Annotated in this window: 16 protein-coding genes; 6 read left to right on the forward strand and 10 right to left on the reverse strand. The window is 39.9% G+C overall.

The window, feature by feature from the left end:
* Positions 1–132: 132 nt before the first annotated feature.
* The 4 genes from H8S40_RS14680 to H8S40_RS14695 form a co-directional block, all read right to left on the reverse strand.
* The gene (locus tag H8S40_RS14680; protein WP_186865507.1) at positions 133–1,656 is read right to left on the reverse strand and encodes an FGGY-family carbohydrate kinase; all 1,524 of its coding nucleotides are present in this window, start codon (positions 1,654–1,656) and stop codon (positions 133–135) included.
* Between the two features lie 110 nt (positions 1,657–1,766).
* Complete coding sequence (locus H8S40_RS14685) at positions 1,767–2,696, reverse strand: transketolase family protein (protein ID WP_118724001.1); 930 nt, start codon at positions 2,694–2,696, stop codon at positions 1,767–1,769.
* A complete protein-coding gene (locus tag H8S40_RS14690) occupies positions 2,696–3,520 on the reverse strand; it encodes a transketolase (protein ID WP_366482619.1) in 825 nt (274 codons plus the stop codon). Before H8S40_RS14690 ends, H8S40_RS14685 begins: the two co-directional genes overlap by 1 nt.
* Positions 3,521–3,556: 36 nt before the next feature.
* A complete protein-coding gene (locus H8S40_RS14695) occupies positions 3,557–4,957 on the reverse strand; it encodes an L-fucose/L-arabinose isomerase family protein (RefSeq protein WP_186865509.1) in 1,401 nt (466 codons plus the stop codon).
* Positions 4,958–5,234: 277 nt separating this feature from the next.
* Between H8S40_RS14695 and H8S40_RS14700 the strand changes: the two genes are divergently transcribed.
* On the forward strand, positions 5,235–6,248 hold the full coding sequence (locus H8S40_RS14700; RefSeq protein WP_186865510.1) for a LacI family DNA-binding transcriptional regulator: 1,014 nt from the start codon (positions 5,235–5,237) through the stop codon (positions 6,246–6,248).
* Between the two features lie 173 nt (positions 6,249–6,421).
* Here H8S40_RS14700 and H8S40_RS14705 read toward each other — a convergent pair whose 3' ends face one another.
* Positions 6,422–6,760, reverse strand: a complete 339-nt coding sequence (locus tag H8S40_RS14705; protein ID WP_366482621.1) for a VOC family protein — start codon at positions 6,758–6,760, stop codon at positions 6,422–6,424.
* Between the two features lie 159 nt (positions 6,761–6,919).
* Between H8S40_RS14705 and H8S40_RS14710 the strand changes: the two genes are divergently transcribed.
* The gene (locus tag H8S40_RS14710) at positions 6,920–7,966 is read left to right on the forward strand and encodes a Gfo/Idh/MocA family protein (RefSeq protein ID WP_118738047.1); all 1,047 of its coding nucleotides are present in this window, start codon (positions 6,920–6,922) and stop codon (positions 7,964–7,966) included.
* A gap of 44 nt (positions 7,967–8,010) precedes the next feature.
* On the opposite strand, the gene H8S40_RS14715 is transcribed toward H8S40_RS14710, so the two are convergent.
* The 4 genes from H8S40_RS14715 to H8S40_RS14730 form a co-directional block, all read right to left on the reverse strand.
* The gene (locus H8S40_RS14715) at positions 8,011–8,256 is read right to left on the reverse strand and encodes an alpha-L-rhamnosidase C-terminal domain-containing protein (RefSeq protein WP_186865511.1); all 246 of its coding nucleotides are present in this window, start codon (positions 8,254–8,256) and stop codon (positions 8,011–8,013) included.
* Entirely contained in the window at positions 8,237–8,323 is an 87-nt protein-coding gene (locus H8S40_RS14720) for an AAA family ATPase (protein ID WP_118738049.1), read from the reverse strand. The genes H8S40_RS14715 and H8S40_RS14720 overlap by 20 nt, the downstream gene beginning before the upstream one ends.
* Before the next feature lie 235 nt (positions 8,324–8,558).
* A complete protein-coding gene (locus tag H8S40_RS14725; protein WP_186865512.1) occupies positions 8,559–9,689 on the reverse strand; it encodes a HAMP domain-containing sensor histidine kinase in 1,131 nt (376 codons plus the stop codon).
* Entirely contained in the window at positions 9,686–10,363 is a 678-nt protein-coding gene (locus tag H8S40_RS14730; protein ID WP_117991802.1) for a response regulator transcription factor, read from the reverse strand. The genes H8S40_RS14725 and H8S40_RS14730 overlap by 4 nt, the downstream gene beginning before the upstream one ends.
* A 99-nt stretch (positions 10,364–10,462) precedes the next feature.
* Between H8S40_RS14730 and H8S40_RS14735 the strand changes: the two genes are divergently transcribed.
* The 4 genes from H8S40_RS14735 to H8S40_RS14750 all read left to right on the forward strand — a co-directional run bounded on the left by H8S40_RS14735 (position 10,463) and on the right by H8S40_RS14750 (position 13,487).
* Complete coding sequence (locus H8S40_RS14735) at positions 10,463–10,606, forward strand: CD1871A family CXXC motif-containing protein (protein WP_436286268.1); 144 nt, start codon at positions 10,463–10,465, stop codon at positions 10,604–10,606.
* Positions 10,599–11,492 (forward strand): 4Fe-4S binding protein, encoded by an 894-nt coding sequence (locus H8S40_RS14740; RefSeq protein WP_186865514.1) that lies wholly within the window; start codon positions 10,599–10,601, stop codon positions 11,490–11,492. The genes H8S40_RS14735 and H8S40_RS14740 overlap by 8 nt, the downstream gene beginning before the upstream one ends.
* 70 nt (positions 11,493–11,562) lie before the next feature.
* Positions 11,563–12,492: a TlpA disulfide reductase family protein gene (locus H8S40_RS14745; protein ID WP_207723272.1), complete on the forward strand. Its 930-nt coding sequence runs from the start codon at positions 11,563–11,565 to the stop codon at positions 12,490–12,492.
* A 158-nt stretch (positions 12,493–12,650) separates the two neighbouring features.
* Positions 12,651–13,487, forward strand: a complete 837-nt coding sequence (locus H8S40_RS14750; RefSeq protein WP_186865515.1) for a formate/nitrite transporter family protein — start codon at positions 12,651–12,653, stop codon at positions 13,485–13,487.
* A gap of 768 nt (positions 13,488–14,255) precedes the next feature.
* Here H8S40_RS14750 and H8S40_RS14755 read toward each other — a convergent pair.
* Positions 14,256–15,020 carry a M23 family metallopeptidase gene (locus H8S40_RS14755; protein WP_186865516.1) on the reverse strand — a complete coding sequence of 255 codons (765 nt, stop codon included), beginning with the start codon at positions 15,018–15,020 and terminating at the stop codon, positions 14,256–14,258.
* Between the last annotated feature and the right edge of the window lie 45 nt (positions 15,021–15,065).

The following is a 15,065-nucleotide window of genomic DNA, read 5'->3' on the forward strand; positions in this document are numbered from 1 at the left end:
GAGATGAAAGTCTTGCCCTCTTTTTGTAGTGCCGGATAGGGACGGAGTTTAGTGGCTTTTTTGCATAGCAAAAAGCCACTAAACTCCGTCCCCATCCGGCTCTCCCGGCACCCTATCTAACACTCTCGATTCTCACACCAGGTTTCCGACTGCTTTACTCCAACCTATATACTTCTTCTCTCTCAAATTCTCATCCATTTTTTTTGAATATATCTTTCTCTTCATAAGTTTGAACAAATCCATCGTATAGATTCCCATTGCGATACCTGCTGCATATGCCACTCCGATTCCGGAAAGTTCTTCCGCATCCGGCACTAAAACATTTCCTCCAAGGATATCACTTTGAAATTGCATCAGATAACCATTCTTTGTTGGTCCTCCATCCACGCGAAATTCTTTCACTTTTACTCCTGCATCTGCCTCCATTGCTCTCACAACATCTGTGATCTGATAAGCGATACACTCAATTCCTGCACGAATAATCTCGGCTTTTCCGGTTGTTCTGGTAATTCCAGATAGGGATGCTTTTGCATTACTCTTCCAGTGTGGTGCTCCCAGCCCGGTAAACGCAGGCACAAAATAAAGTTCATCATCAGAAATTGCTTCTCTGCACAGGCTTTCCGTCTCTCCCGGAGAATCAATCAGTCTGACATCGTCTTTTAACCATGAAATAACCGCTCCGGTATAATTTATATTTCCTTCAAGAACATAATTCACTTTTCCATTCATGCCCCATGCAAGTGATGTGACAACACCATGTGTACTGACAACCGGTGCTTCTCCAATATTCATCATAATAGAAGATCCCGTGCCATAAGTCGCTTTGATGTCTCCTTTCCTAAGACACCCCTGACCAAATAATGCCCCGTGAGAATCTCCCAGTACCGCATGAATTGGAATAGGTTTTTCAAAAAGTCCTTCAAAATCTGTCCACCCAAATTCACTGTCCGAATCACATACTTGCGGTAAATCTTCAGGACAAATTCCAAACAATTTACATATTTCTTCATCCCATTTTAAGGTAAAGATATTGAATAACTGTGTTCTTGACGCATTAGAATAATCTGTTTTATAATCATGGCCTTTTGTCAGACGATATACAAGCCATGTATCAATTGTTCCAAAACAAAGTTGATGTTGAGCCATTAGTTCCTGACACTTTTGGCTCTTTAAAGCCACTGGTTCCTGACCCCTTTGGCTCTCTTCCCATTGGAAGTTTTCCAACAGCCATGCCATTTTTGCTGCCGGGAAATAAGGTGATAGGGGAAGTCCTGTTTTCTCGCGAATCATTTTTGCCGCATTTTTAATTTCTGGACGTTCACAAATCTCCGTTGCTCTGGAGCATTGCCATACAATTGCATCTGCGATTGGTTTATTTGTTTCTTTGTCCCAGATTAGTGTTGTCTCTCTTTGATTACTAATTCCTATTCCCTGAACAAGTGAATGGTCAATTCCGGACTCTTCTACAAGATCTTTTACAACCCGAATGGTATTTCTGTAAATCTCTTCCGGGTCGTGTGAAACCCATCCTTTTTCGTTTACAATCTGACGATGTGGCACATCTGTTCTTCGAAGCAAATGTCCTTCTGCATCAAATAGAAGTGCTTTTGTTCCCTGTGTACTCTGGTCGATACTGATAATATATTTCTCTTCCATTTTCATATCCTTTCAAACGGGGACGGAGTTAATGGCTCTTTATCTGTCCCCGCTGGCTCTAATCCACTGGAGGCAGATAAAGAGCCATTAACTCCGTCCCCAGTGGTTACCTACAGAATTTCTTTCACTTGTTCGGCGATTCCTTCTGCATTCAATTTATAATAATTGAACACTTCCTGTGAAGTTCCTGTAATAACAGGAGCATCCGGCAGTGACATATTTACCACTTTTTTCGGGCATTCACTTCCAACGACTTGTGCAACCATAGAACCGAGTCCGCCAAACGGAGCATGTTCTTCTACTGTAACAACTGCTTTTACATTTACAGCTTCTCTTACGATTGCTTCTTTATCCAGCGGTTTTACACAATACATATCAAGAACAGTTGCTGTGATTCCTTCTGCTTTCAAAAGATCTGCTGCGTCTTTTGCAGGTTTTACCATTTCTCCACAAGCAACAATCAACACGTCCTCTCCCTTTGTTACAACCGTTGCTTTATCCATTTCAAATGGAACATTTCCTTCTTCATAAATCGGATCTACTGCATTTCTTCCTGTGCGAATATACGCAGGTTTTTCATCTTTTAATAATGCCTTCATAAGTTCTTTTGTCTGAAGATGGTCACTTGGAAGATATACTCTCATATTTGGAATTGCACTCATAGCTGCAATATCCTGTGCAGAATGGTGACTCATTCCGAGTGCACCATAGCTGACACCTCCGCTGATACCGATTAATTTTACATTTGTATTTGAATAAGCTACATCTACTTTGCACTGCTCGTAACTTCTTGTAGATAAGAAACATGCCGGAGAAACTGCGTATGCTTTTTTACCACATTTTGCAAGCCCTGCGGAAATGCTTACAAGGTTCTGTTCTGCAATGCCTGTCTCAACAAACTGCTCCGGGTATGTATCTGCAAATGGTGTAAAAGAACCGCTTCCTCTTGAATCACTGCAAAGTGCCACGATATTTTTATCTGTCTTTGCCGCTTCCATCAATACTTCACATATCATCTGTTTATTTGCAATTTTTCCCATTACTGAAGTGCCTCCTCTGCTTTTTTGAAATCTGCCATAATCTGAGCATATTCTTCCTCTGTCGGAACTTTGTGATGCCAGTTTGCCTTATCTTCCATCACTTTTGAACCTTTTCCTTTAACTGTATTTGCAATCAATACAGTTGGTTTTCCTTTCACTGTTTTGGCTTCGTTAAATGCAGCTTCCAATTGGTCGATATCATTACCATCTGCCACATCAATCACATGCCATCCAAAACTCTTAAATCTCTCATGAAGGTCGTCTTGGTGCATCACATCTTCTGTATTTCCTGAAATCTGCAGACGGTTTCGGTCTACTACAGCACATAAATTATCCAATTTGTAATGACTGGCTGCCATTACACCTTCCCATACAGATCCTTCTGCCAGCTCTCCGTCACCCATAACTGTATAGACACGATAATCTCTGTTATCCATCTTTCCTGCCTTCGCCATACCAACACAAACCGGAAGCCCATGTCCAAGAGAACCTGAATTCATTTCAATACCTGGAAGTTTATTATTTGGATGACCGATGTATTTTGAACCGAATTTGCTGAATTCTCTGTGCAATTCTTCTTTTGGAATAAATCCTTTTTCTGCAAGAATAGAATAATATGCCTCTACAGAATGCCCTTTACTGAGCACAAACAAATCACGATTCGGGTCATCCATGTTCTCAGGACTAATGTTCATCTGGTGGAAGTACAACTCCACAAGAACTTCCATCACACTCATATCTCCACCAATATGACCTGCCTTTCCGGCACAGATTAAATCTACAGTATCTTTTCGAAGCTTATATGCAAGTAATTTTAAATTCATATTCATTCACCTTTCTTGAAAATGTTATTGTTGTTATCATTCTCCTCTTAAGTAAGCCTTAACTTCTTCCTCAATCGGATCGTATAAATCTGGTTTTACTCCGATGTATTTACATGCTTCATAGAGCACCGGCACTACATCTTTGTGGATTCCTACGCAGTGATGAATGTATGGTCCTTCTACTATTTTTGCCTCCAGACGTTTGATATTCTCAACTTCAACCCAGAGATAAGTTCCCATACATTTTGGTCCTTCCACACCTTTGGCACGTCCCAAAAGAAGCGAATATTCTCCGTTGTCTCCATCGAATCTACACAGTGTAACATCTCCGTGTTTTGCTTCTGCTGTCAGGCTTCCCGGATGTTCAAATGCCAATGGGTATGTCAGTTTTGCCTTCTCTCTTGCTACTGATACCGGCCATGGACCACAATGCTGAAGCAGTTCTCCACTTTCAATATCTGGGTGACGGATTGTCCAATCTGCAAAAAATCCTCTTGTTTCATCCATTCCTGCTGCTTCCACCATAAGTGCTGTGATTGCACCGTGGATATCTGTTTCGCATACAACCGGAATACCCTCATCATTTAAGATTGCATTTGCAGCACATGGCATAATTCCAAGCTCTGTCTGAAGTGCATTCCAGCACTGAATTGCTGCTGCCTGACATCCATATTTTTCAACCAGATTTTTCATTGCAACCGCAAGGGCAGCTACGTTTTCCACTTCTTCGTCTTTAATCTGAATTTCCATATTTTCACGGATATATTCCAAAACTTTTTCTTGTTTTGTTCTTTCATCCTTAACCGCCTTCACTTCTTCAGTAAGTTCTGTCATCGGAACCGGTGCCAGCTGAATGTTGAATTTCTCCAGTAGTTCTCCTTCGTTGCACATTGTTGTCCAGAAGTCAAACGGACGAGTGGAAATCTGAAGAATTCGAATGTTTCTGAATCTCTTAACTACATTACAGACTGCAAGAAAATCTCTTACTCCACGCTCGAATACCGGGTCATTCAAACGGCAGTTTGTTAAGTATGTAAATGGCACTTGAAATCTTCGAAGCACTTTACCTGTTGCAAACAGACCGCACTGTGTATCACGAAGTCTCACTCCATCCGGTTCAGGCCTCTCATCCAGTGGTCCCCAGAGAAGTACCGGCAGCCCAAGTTTCTTTGCCAGTCTTGCACAGACATATTCTGTACCAAAATTGCAGTGTGCGAGCATGATTCCGTCTACTCCTTCTGCTCTAAATTTAGCAGCAATTTTATCTACATCCTGATCATCATAGAGAAGTCCTTCCTCATTAATATCTGTGATATCTACAAAATCAATTCCTAATGCTCTGAATCTGTCTGCTGTTAATCCGCGATATTTAATCGCATCCGGTGCACTAAAAATACTTCTTCTTGTAGGTACAAATCCCAATTTTACATTTGCCATTTAAATGACCTCCTCTTTGTTATTTCATTCGTTCTTATATCGTTTTTGCCAGTATGTTGCAAGAATCTTTTTCCCTTGCTTTGTGTCCCCAGTATATCTCTCGCCTCACTTAATTACAGTAAATAATTTAGCGTGTTTTACTTAATTTCTAGCTTAACGCTTGTGTTTTATTCAGTTATTGTTCATAATAAATTTGTAAGGAAATTTCGTTTTATTTTAAGAAGTGAAAGTATTTGAACAAATACACGTATATTTATAACGATAGGAGATTTTTGATATGTCAATTACATCAAAAGAACTTGCTAAAATTTTGAATCTATCACCTGCTGCTATTTCTATGGCATTAAACAACAAACCAGGTGTCAGTACCTCAACCAGAAAACTTGTTATGGAAACAGCTGACAAATATGGATATGATTTTTCAAAGCTTGCCGAAAAGCATAATCTAAAGGGAACTATTTACTTTGTAATTTATAAAAAACATGGAGCTGTCGTGAGCGATACCCCTTTCTTTTCTGAATTATCAGAAGGGATTGCTCTCGGATGTAAAAAAGCTGACTATAAACTAAAAATCAGCTATGTATATGAAGATGAAGATATAGTAGAAAAGCAATTAGAAGAAATTCAGTATTCTGACTGTATCGGAATGATTGTTCTGGGAACAGAAATGAAGCCGGAAGATTTAAAGCCATTCCAAAAACTACCTATTCCATTTGTTTTAATAGATAGTTATTTTGAAACTGTTTCCTGCGACTGTGTACTGATCAACAACGTGCAAGGTGCTTATCTGGCTGCATCCCATTTAATCCGCAAGACAAAAAAACAGCCTGGATATTTACATTCTTCTTATGATATTGGAAATTTTGCAGAACGAAATTCTGGATTTTTTAAAGCTGTACGTGCACATGGAATGTCTTCAGCCAAAAGCATTGTCCATTTATTAACCCCATCTATGGACGGAGCATATGCCGACATGAAAGAAATTATTGAAAAGGGAGAAGAACTGGCCCCATGCTATTTTGCAGATAATGACCTGATCGCTATGGGAGCAATGAAAGCACTGAAAGAAGCCGGCTACCGAATTCCTCAGGATATTGCCATTGCCGGATTTGATAATCTTCCGTTCAGCAAAGTCTTTGAACCGGCACTTACTACGATAAATGTACCGAAACTTTACATGGGAGAAATGGCAGCGGCAAGACTTGTAGAGTTGTTAAAATCACCAAGTGCTAATCCGGTGAAGATCGAGGTGGGAACGGCATTGGTGGAAAGACGAAGTACGGATTTGTAAGAAAATTTGCTTATACTAAAAAAGGTCCACTGGACCTTTTTTAATATACTTGGCAACTCAGAATATACCTAAATTCACTCTGCTTCTCCTATCTCATTAATAATTGCCTGAATAACAGAAGTTTCCTCCTCGCACTTTCCACCGAAGAAGCGTATCTATTCTGCACTCAATTCTTATCTTTCCTGGAAGAACTCAATCTCTTCTCCAACCGGTCCTCTACAGAAAGCAATTCTTGCAGGGAACTCCGGTGTTGACGAAATTACAATATCGTTTAGCTCTATGAACACTTCATATCCAGCCTCTTTTACTTTTTTGGCACATGCGTCTACATCGTCTGTTGCAAGTGCAAAATGTCTGATTGTTCCCTGTCCCAATGGACATTCTCCATCGTTAAAAATCTCCATCAGACCTGCTCCAGTATTAAACATACAACCTGTATCCCAGGCTCTTACCTCTTCGAGCTCCAGAATCTCTTTATAAAAATGACTCAAAATCACTACTTGATTTTGCACAATATCGTTTTGTTCCCCATTTTATATGTTATCTCATGTTAAAAAATGCTATGATATATACAGAACATTTACAGATAAACCCATTGCTAAATGATTGGTTCAAAACACACTCACATCTCGTAATGTGTTTATATTAAAATTTTTCAGGAGGAAATCATTATGTTAAAAGTTGGAATTATTGGATGTGGTAAAATCGCTCAAAGACGTCATGTACCTGAGTACGCTTCAAATATCCATGCCAAGATCATTGGATATTTCGATGCCAGAAAAGAAGCAGCTGAAGCATTGGCCGCGCAGTATGGTGGGAAAGTTTACGATTCAATCGATGATATGCTCTCAGACCCGGAAGTTGAAGCGGTCAGTGTATGTACATCAAACAATACCCACGCAGAAGTCAGTATTCAGGCCATGCGTGCCGGAAAACATGTTCTCTGTGAAAAACCGATGGCCCGTACCGTAGAAGAATGTGAAGAGATGCTTCGCGTTGCCAAAGAGATGAATTGTTTTCTTATGATCGGACAGAATCAGCGTTTTAACACAGGTCATGTACGTGCCAAAGAATTAATTGAACAGGGAATTATCGGAAAACCACTCAGCTTTAAGACCTCTTTCTGTCATGGCGGTCCAGAACGCTGGCTTGCCGGTTCGGATTCCGACGACATGCCAAAAGACATCTGGTTCTTTGATAAGAAAATCGCCGGCCTTGGAGTTATGGCAGATCTCGGTATTCACAAAATTGATCTGATGCAATATCTGTTAGGTCAAAAGATTAAAGAAGTAACCGCAAAAGTTTTGACTTTGGATAAAAAAGATTCTTCCGGAAATCTGATCGAACTGGAGGACAATGCCATCTGTATTTTTAAGATGGAAAATGGTGTCATCGGTACCATGAATGCCAGCTGGACCGACTATGGCGAGGAAGATAACTCCACTGTTATCTTTGGAACAAAAGGTCTGATGCGTATCTATGACAATAGCGAACATACCATTCAGATCAGTACTGACCGCGGTGATAAAATTTATTATGATCTGGATCGAATGATGACAAATATGGATCAAAGAGAATCCGGTGTTATCAGAGAATTTATCCGGGAATTAGAAAAAAATAACTGGGCAAACGCCGCCGATGAATTTTCTGTAAATGCAATACGTGTAGTGCAGGCAAGTTTTCAGTCGAGTATTGAGGATCGTACGATCAAGCTTTAACGAAAAAACCGGGAAATCGACAAATGCTGATTTCCCGGTTTTTACTAATCTAAATTACTTCGATCCACTAAATACTCAATTGTATCTGGCACATCTACATTCAATTCCACTTCTTTTCCATTTCTTTGTGCAGACACTTTTATTCCCCCCTGAGGTGTTTTAAATGAACAGCTAAAATGATTCATTGTATTTGGCATATATGGCTTAATCGTTACTTTTGTAAATCCAGGCTCCTCTGGGATAATTCCTGCAATACCATTGTAATACCATTCAATAATATGTCCCATCATAGTAGGCTGCAAGCATATTTGCTGTGATGGACTTTCCAAAACGTCTTGGACGACTGATACAATTCAAGAATGCCTCTGCATTCTTGCTGCGAGATGCGCGTCATGCAATGCATGACATACTTCTTCTGCGCATCTCTGCAATCCTGCCGGAGGCTATATCAGATGGGGGATTGACTCCCACCACTGATACTGATTTGTTACTCGCCACCTACAGAGGTGGGAGTCATCTCACATCTGATATATTTTTGCGTTGTCCCCATCCGGCTCATGCAAAGAGCCACTAAACCCCGTCCCTACCGGCTCTACAGCACAACTTCAAACGTCGTTCCACCATATTCATTTTCTTTTATCGATATCTTTCCATTATGCACGCGCACAATCTCCCGCACCATTGCAAGTCCAAGTCCGACTCCGCCTAATGCACGGCTTCTTGATTTATCTACACGGAAGAATGGCTCAAATACTCTTTCTCTAAACTCCTCGGATATTCCATTTCCTGTGTCTTCAATCTCAATCACGATATCCGTATCTTTTTGAGCCGCTTTAACCAGTACCTGCCCACCAACATGATTATATTTAATCGCATTTTCCACGAGATTATAGATCATGCGATAAATCAAAATATCGCTCCCTGTCATAACGAGTTCTTCGCTTTCCTCTACCAGCTTTATTTCTTTTTCCTGTGCCAGTGGCTCAAGATCCGCTAACACTTCCTCGATAAGAGAATTGAGTTCTATCTCATCTTTACGTGCCACCGTCTGAAGTTCACTCATATCTAACAGAGTTCTTACCAATTTACTAAGTCGCTCATTTTGCTCTGTCATCATTTTTATTGTTTCTTTCGTCTGCTCATCACTATCCGGATGCTCTGTTGAATTATAAATATCAAGCTGTGCCTGCATAAGGGCCAACGGTGTTCGAAGCTCATGCGCTGCATTTCCGGTAAATTGTCTTTGCACTTCAAAAGCTTCTGACAATCTTAAGAGCATTTTATTATATGATACGCTCAGCCTGTCCAACTCAGGAACCGTTCCACCTTCAATCGTACAGTCTGTAAGATTCTGAGCCTGCACTTTTTCAACAGATTTTGAGAAATCCCGAAGTGGCTTCAATGCACGTCCGCTTATAAAATAAGTCACAGCTCCGCCAAACATTGCTATGAGCACTGTGATCAAAAGACTTCTCTTCCTATAATCTTCTTTGCTGTCGTACACCTTCATGGAAAATTTCGCTGCAAAATCATCCCACTCATCATCCGGAATATCAATATATAATTCATCCGGATTTGTATTTTGACTGTTTACCGTATCCTGCAATGAATCAATATAATAAATTCCATTCTTATATAAAAGAAGCGTCAGGCATCCGCATATAATAGCAATCAACAGTGTTGTAATAATTGTAAGTCTCCACTGGAGTGACATTTTTTTCATTTAAAATTGCCTCCTATCCTATAGCCCTCACCGATTTTATTTACAATCGGATCAAACCCAAGCGTCGCCTTTAGCTTTCTTCTTAAAGAAGACATATGCACACGAATAGAGCCACTAAAACTGTCCACCGAAGAATCCCATACATGCTCTATCAACTCTTCCTGACTCACCGGTCTGCCCTGGTTCAGCAACAAATATTCCAGGATTCCGTTCTCTTTTCTGGTAAGTGCTACCTTCTCTCCATTCGCATACGCCATTCGTTCCCGCGTATCAAACTTCACCCCATCACATTCCAGGCAAACATTTTTCTGTATAAATTTTCTTCTCGTCAGACTTCTTACACGCGCCTCTAATTCTTGTAAATGAAATGGCTTTTCCATATAATCGTTTGCCCCTGCGTCGAGCCCGTCCACCTTGTCCGCAATCTGACTTCTTGCAGAAAGTATCAATACTTTTGTCTCCTCATTTTCCTTACGAAGTTCCCTAAGGATCTCCATCCCATCCACTCCTGGCAAATTCAGATCCAATACGATCAGATCATACTTTTCTGCATAGATCATCTCCAATGCATCCTCTCCATCGTAACACAGATCCACTTCGTACCCTGCATCATGCAAGCTTTTTCCTATCATATCACACAAATTCTTTTCATCTTCAACTATTAATATTCTCAATTTAACTTCTCCATTTTCTTAACAGAAATTTTACACCTTCTATTGTATAATGCGAACATCGAAAGGTCAATAAATCAGCAAATGAAAGGAAGGAGTCTTATTTTGAAGTCAATAAAATGGTCGCAGCTCGGTTTATTTTGCGTCGGTATTATCATGTTTCTCTATGGTATTTTCCGTGGCGAAGCCGCAGTTGTACTTAGCAAAGCAATAAAATTATGTCTGGAGTGTGTCGGAATTGGATAAGAATAAAAATATAATCTCAAAAACTTTAAGCCGCTTCCGCGGGTGGATACAAGCAGCTGCAACACTGCTTACCAACATTCATCTGCCAAACCTTTTCAAAGGAACTATTTATCAGGGAAATGTCAAGACAGCCTGCGTACCGGGTCTGAATTGTTACTCCTGTCCGGCGGCTACAGGAGCTTGTCCGATCGGCGCTTTTCAGGCAGTGGTCGGTTCATCCAAGTTTAAAATATCCTATTATATAACAGGATTTTTTATATTAATGGGCGTTCTGCTTGGAAGATTTATTTGTGGTTTCCTCTGTCCGTTCGGATGGTTTCAGGATCTGCTCCACAAAATCCCCGGCAAGAAATTTTCCACAGCCAAATTAAAACCTTTACGATATGTAAAATATATTATTCTTGTCGTTTTTGTTATACTACTCCCTGCCCTTGTAACAAACTCGCTTGGCATGGGTGACCCATTTTTCTGCAAATACATTTGCCCCCAGGGCGTATTAGAAGGAGCACTTCCGCTTTCTATCACAAATGCCGGCATCCGAAGTGCACTTGGAAAACTTTTTACATTTAAATTTTCTATCCTTACAATTGTTATCATCCTTAGTATTTTATTTTACCGTCCGTTTTGTAAATGGATCTGCCCTCTTGGAGCGATTTATTCTCTCTTTAACAAAGTTTCATTCCTTAAAATAAACGTGGACAATAATAAATGTGTAGGATGTCAGAAATGTAGTAAGGTCTGCAAAATGGATGTAAATGTAGTCGAAAGCCCAAATCATCCGGAGTGTATCCGATGTGGCGAATGTATCAAAGCATGTCCTACAGACGCACTTTGTTATAAATACGGATTTAGTAATAAATCCACAAAGAAGAATACAAACAATTAACTTTTAAAACAACCGATACAAAAACATTTCGGTTCAAAATAATAATATAAAAAACAAGGAGATTTTAATTATGAAATTCAAAAAACTTATTGCAACAACAATGGCACTTTCAATGGTATTAACATTTTCAGGATGCACAAGCAAAAGCTCTGATGCAGACAAAAACAGTTCATCTACTCAAAGCAGCACAGCAGCTACTACAAAAAATGATTCTTCCGATGACCTCAATGCACGCCTGGATGCTCTTTATCAGCAGGAAAATGAACTTTTTGCCAAACATCAGGATGCCTGGAACAAATTCTTCGGTCTTATGAATAAAGATGCTGCTGCCAGTGAAATGGATGAAAACTATGCGGATTTTCTTGCTAAAACAGTTGAAGCAAACAAGGATAGCTTCACTGAAGAAGAACTTGACACATTAAATAAAGATATTGAACAAATTCGTGGCATCGAAGAAGAAATCGCAAAACTTGAAAAAGAGATTTCCGCTTCTGATAAATCTGCTTCTGATAAATCCGATTCTTCTTCAAGTGTTTTCAGTGGTTTCGCCGGAAAAGATCTTGACGGAAACGATGTTGATGAAAGTCTTTTCTCAAAAAATGCTGTTACAGTTGTAAACTTCTGGTTCAGCGGTTGTAAACCTTGCGTAGCAGAACTTCCTGAACTTAACAAATTAAATGAAACACTTAAAGAAATGGGCGGAGAAGTAGTTGGCATCAACACAGAAACTCTGGATGACAATCAGGATGGAATAAAAGAAGCTAAAAAAATCTTAGAAAAACAGGGGGCTTCTTACCGCAACCTCACATTTGATTCAAATTCTGAACTCGGAAAATATGCCGGAAATATTGTAGCTTTCCCAACTACTATCCTCGTTGACAGAAACGGAAATATTGTTGGAGAGCCATTACTTGGCGGCATCGACGAGCAGAAAAACTACGATAGTCTTATGAAGCAGATCCAGTCTGTTATTGACGCTGACACTGCATCTTCAAAATAATGACTTTGCTTTATATCCATCAGAATACTAGCTTTATTTTGTATCTATCGGGAAACATTGCGCCAAACACTTGCGTTCCAGTATTTTCTAGTATAGAATAATTCCGTTAATTATTTAACATACAGTTGATGAAAAACTAAAGAAATGAGGAAATACTGATGGACAATCACTTTAATACCCCTGCCGAAGTCATCGACCTAAGTATCAAGGCATGTGAAAATAAAACCCGCCTTCCACTTGGCAAGATGATTCTTCTCGGCATCATGGCCGGTGCATTTATCGCATTCGGCGGAGCAACAAGCAGCACAGCTGCACACGCTGTAGAAAATGTCGGAGTTGCCAGAGCTCTTGCCGGTACTATTTTCCCTGTAGGACTGATGCTCATTGTCTTTCTCGGCGGAGAACTTTTTACCGGAAACTGTCTTATTATTATGGATGTTTTCGACAAGCGTGTAACTTGGGGAGGACTTTTCCGTGACCTGATTATTGTATTTTTCAGTAATCTGATTGGTGCTCTATGCGTTGACATTCTGATCGTATTCAGCGGAAACTTGAACTATTCGGGCGGTCTGCTCGGTGCTTACACAATTAAAGTTGCAGTCGGAAAACTTGCTATTTCACCAGTTCAGGGAATCGCATCCGGAATCTTGTGTAATATCCTTGTTTGTCTTGCAGTCTTAATGGCTACTTCTGCAAGAGATATTGCCGGAAAAGTATGGGCAATTTTCTTCCCGATATGTGCATTTGTTGTTGGCGGTTTCGAACACTGCGTTGCAAACATGTTTTATATTCCGGCTGGTATTATGGCAGCTGCTAACCCCGACTATGTTGCAAAGGCTAAAGATGCTTACGGCATCACAGCTGAGCAGATTGCCACTCTCACACCACTAAACAGTCTGCATAATTTTATTCCTGTCACACTTGGAAATATGATTGGTGGAATGGTGTTTGTAGGATTGCCATTGTATTTGATTTATAAAAAAAAGTGGGACTAAAGTTGCTGTTTAGTTCACTGAGTTGCTAGTTAGTTCACTAAATGGCAATACGTTCCTTACAAAAAATTGGTATAAGAACTCTTGCTCAGATTCCATGAGCGGGAGACACATAAGAGCGTAGATTTTTGCTAAAAGCAAATGAATTTGAACTCAAACTTGCTGCTACGCAGCTTCGAACATGTTCGTTCAAATTCATTACCACAAAAATCTACGCTCTAAGTATCTCCAACACTCACTCCATATTCGCTCGAATTTCTTATATCAATTTTTTTGTAAGTAATGTATTGGCTCAAGTTGTGAGGTAAATAGAACTCAAAAGATATTTTTTTGGGGAAGGCATCTGCAACAGCGAATATTAAGCCAGTGCAGATACAACGGTTGCCACAAAGATATCTGTACAAGCAATAACCTCAGGATATAGATACATCAGACGCTAGAAAACTACAACTACAACTTCATCTAGTTTCTAGTATCTTCTTTCTATCTATTCACTACCTGTGCCGTTACACGGCTTTCGAAAATTATTATATATGGACTTCGTGCGAATTTGGAGAGAGTTTTAGAAGTAGTTGGAGAGCTTATATTTGCGTTAAAGAAATTGAATGAACATGTTTGAGGCTCACAGAGCCGAGTTTGAATTCAATTTCTTTGTTCTTAGCAAATATAAGCTCTCTTATCTACTTCTTAACGAACGGAACTTGAGTAAGAAGTCCATATATAATAATTTTCAAAAGGACTGCGTAGGCCACCCAAGTGAATCAATAAACCCTACCCCTCCATAAAATCCAACGGATTCACCGGAACACCATCCTTTTGCACTTCAAAATACAAATTTGCTCCTTCCACCGAATAATACTTTGTAGGTTCACTCACATACCCGATCAGTTCTCCTGCTCCCACATAATCTCCAATCTGCAGAGGCACTTCCTTCAACTGTCCATAAACTGCTGTGTACCCATTTCCCATATCCAACGTTACCGTAACACCGGTCTGGGCAGTCTGTTCGATATTACTTACAATCCCTGGTGCTGCCGCCCCAATCTCTTCTCCAACTTGTCCGCCTATGATTATTGCCGGATTATATTTATATTGCTCCAGCGTTGGAAAATATACCGTCTGATCCATACTATAACCAATTAATGTTGCGCCACTTGCAGGCCATTCCAGAAGACTATTTTCATCAAACCAGACATTATACGTACTTGCCGATGTTTCTGTTTCCTGCAAAGCATCCTCATTATTATCTGCTGTATTCTCATTATTATCTGTCGCATTTTCATCTGTATCCTCTTCTGTATCAGATGTATTTGCTTCTTGTTCAGGCAGCACAATATCACTTGTTCCTACTGACTGACTTTTTTCTTCTGTCCCTTTTGTTTCCTCCTGAGCATTCTTCACCTGCTGCTTTATTTTGTCCTCAGAATTGCGAAATGTATACGTACCAATACCTGCAATCACTGCAACAAAACAGATGACAACTGCAACTGCTGCACTTCTTTTTTTCCAGAATGAAGCTTTCTCTTTATTATTCATATTCATCACCTCTGGCTATATTTTTACCAGATAAATGAATTCTTA

Origin of the sequence: Ruminococcus hominis, assembly GCF_014287355.1 — a bacterium.
GTDB lineage: Bacteria > Bacillota > Clostridia > Lachnospirales > Lachnospiraceae > Schaedlerella > Schaedlerella hominis.

Excerpts from the sequence above, each read along its gene's own strand:
- H8S40_RS14710 (WP_118738047.1), top strand. The coding sequence starts at position 6,920 with ATGTTAAAAGTTGGAATTATTGGATGTGGTAAAATCGCTCAAAGACGT.
- H8S40_RS14695 (WP_186865509.1), bottom strand. The coding sequence starts at position 4,957 with ATGGCAAATGTAAAATTGGGATTTGTACCTACAAGAAGAAGTATTTTT.
- H8S40_RS14680 (WP_186865507.1), bottom strand. The coding sequence starts at position 1,656 with ATGGAAGAGAAATATATTATCAGTATCGACCAGAGTACACAGGGAACA.
- H8S40_RS14725 (WP_186865512.1), bottom strand. The coding sequence starts at position 9,689 with ATGAAAAAAATGTCACTCCAGTGGAGACTTACAATTATTACAACACTG.
- H8S40_RS14755 (WP_186865516.1), bottom strand. The coding sequence starts at position 15,020 with ATGAATAATAAAGAGAAAGCTTCATTCTGGAAAAAAAGAAGTGCAGCA.
- H8S40_RS14750 (WP_186865515.1), top strand. The coding sequence starts at position 12,651 with ATGGACAATCACTTTAATACCCCTGCCGAAGTCATCGACCTAAGTATC.
- H8S40_RS14700 (WP_186865510.1), top strand. The coding sequence starts at position 5,235 with ATGTCAATTACATCAAAAGAACTTGCTAAAATTTTGAATCTATCACCT.
- H8S40_RS14745 (WP_207723272.1), top strand. The coding sequence starts at position 11,563 with ATGAAATTCAAAAAACTTATTGCAACAACAATGGCACTTTCAATGGTA.
- H8S40_RS14685 (WP_118724001.1), bottom strand. The coding sequence starts at position 2,696 with ATGGGAAAAATTGCAAATAAACAGATGATATGTGAAGTATTGATGGAA.
- H8S40_RS14715 (WP_186865511.1), bottom strand. The coding sequence starts at position 8,256 with ATGATGGGACATATTATTGAATGGTATTACAATGGTATTGCAGGAATT.
- H8S40_RS14690 (WP_366482619.1), bottom strand. The coding sequence starts at position 3,520 with ATGAATTTAAAATTACTTGCATATAAGCTTCGAAAAGATACTGTAGAT.